Genomic DNA, 2159 nt, shown 5'->3' on the forward strand with positions numbered 1-2159 from the left:
TCAGTTGAAGGTATTGACGACCTCAATGCTCGTCTAAAGGGAATGGGGCAGTTTGCGCGTGAAGGTGTGCAGTTTGTTGGTGATTTGGTGCCTCCGTTGAAAATGGTCGGTGAGATAGGCGGTAAGGCGCTCAGCTTTGGTGCGCTTGGCGCGGTTGGCTATCTTGGCGTCAAAGCCGCTCAGGGATTAAGTGCGGCTGCTGATTCGGCCTATTCGCTTGATGTTGCCGCCAAAAACGCCGGTATGTCAGTTGACAATTTTAGCCGTATTAGCGGTGCGATGCAGATATTGGGGGTGGATAGTGATACTGCCCGCCAATCTGTAGAAGGGTTGTACAAGACGTTTAATGACCCCTTGTGGGCGCGGAATGAAACGACACAGGCGTTGCTTGCTCAAAATGGGATCGTCATTGAACGCCTCAAAGATGGCACGGCAGATGTCTATAAAACGCTGGATAACGTTGCCAAGATATTCCCTAAACTATCGCCTCAGACGCAAAAAACGCTGGCGGATGCCATAGGGTTGAACGCGCCCCTTTTAGCATTAATGCGAGAGGGCGCCAGGTACAAAGAGTTACTGGCCAAATCGGATAGTTTGGGCTTAACGGTTGATCCAAAAGTTAATGCGCAACTGGTTGAATTGAATGCTCAGCTCAAGGAGGCCAGCGCGGCAATTGATGGTTTGATGGTCAAGGGAAAGATATGGGCCGCCAAAAAACTGTTGCCGGATGAATATATGGTCAAGGGAAGTGCTGCGACCCAACTTCATGATATGAGGATGCGCGAGAATGATAGCGGAAACTCGTTTGCACATGGTGATAAACAGAAAGATATTCTTCATCGGGCGCGAGTAGACGATAAATTCAAAGAGACATTATCGTTTAAAGAGAAAGCCTACTTAACGTTTGGATATCCAGATAAGGATTTTACCCAAAAATTAAATGATCAGTACGGTGCGGATTGGGAAGCGCAGGAAAAGAAACGGCTTGAGATAGAGAAGCAAAAAAACGTCGCTCCCGTTAAATCACCCTACATACTCCCCGGCGAAGATCAGCAGCAAGTGAGACTAAAACAGTTAGAGTCACAGTATAACCTCCCTTCAACCTTGCTTGATCGGGTCTACCTGAATGAATCTAACCGAGGTAAAAATCTAATATCACCCAAAGGTGCTGAGGGGCCATTCCAATTTATGCCAGCGACAGGCAGAGACTACGGATTAAATACGCGTGAAGATCGCATGGACTTTAATAAGTCCAGTGAGGCGGCGGCTAAGTATTTGGCCGGCCTACTAAAAGATTTTGATGGTGATGTTAATCAAGCCGTTGCGTCCTATAACTGGGGGCAGGGGAATGTCAAAAAGCATGGGTTGGGAAAAGCCCCTGCTGAAACGCGTAACTATCTCCAGAAGATTATGCCGGGGTTACCCGCTATTCATCCCCAACCAGGCGAGTTAAATACCGGCACCTCTGATATCAACGCGCTACCGCCAACATCCATAAATGCATCCCAGCAAAGTGGGAGAGACATTAATGATATCACCCAAGGTATTGGTGGAGATAAGTCAGAAATTGAAATTACGCTGATTAATGATAAGACAGGTGAACGTCACAAAATAGCTACCCAAAAAGGGGCTAAAATATCAACATCAATGAATTACTCGGGTTAATTTAATTGTATACCTGACATCTTCTAAATGTACTATTAATAGCTTAGTTAAACTGGTTGGAGATTCGATTGAAACATATTTTACTGTTGGCTATGTTCATGTCTTTTCCTTTGTTAGCAGAACCTGTTGAAATAGTGGCGGCTAGAAGTGCTGCGGGCATCTGGGGGCTTGGTTGCAACTATGGTAATTCTTATTTAAAAAGACTTATTAATGGAGAAGATAGAGATGAAGCAATGGCTTCAGAGCTTCATAAGCTGGATGAGAAAATAAAAACAACCATCTCATTTTATGAAAAAGGAAACTCTGTTGATAAAGACGGAAAGGCATTTATTTTAGGGTTATCCAGTAAGTACTCTATCGACGGATTTAAATCGAAAGTTCACGACGCCCCAATTAATTGTGAAGCTTCATCGAGAGTGGTTGAGATAAAAATTCTTAGATCGCTATTGGGTGATGCTGAAGCTAAAAACGAACTATCTGACTGGAATTATTAT

Annotated in this window: 2 protein-coding genes; both read left to right on the forward strand. The window is 44.5% G+C overall.

Annotation, left to right across the window (positions count from 1 at the left end; translation table 11 throughout):
- The coding region (locus tag V2A85_RS23130) for a lytic transglycosylase domain-containing protein (RefSeq protein WP_420072492.1) at positions 1-1665 on the forward strand (1665 nt) is incomplete at its 5' end.
- 68 nt (positions 1666-1733) lie between these two features.
- Positions 1734-2159 (forward strand): hypothetical protein (locus V2A85_RS23135; protein WP_420072493.1); only part of this gene is annotated, 426 nt, incomplete at its 3' end.

The organism is Yersinia sp. 1252 StPb PI, from assembly GCF_048593885.1.
GTDB classification, from domain to species: Bacteria; Pseudomonadota; Gammaproteobacteria; order Enterobacterales; family Enterobacteriaceae; genus Yersinia; species Yersinia enterocolitica_E.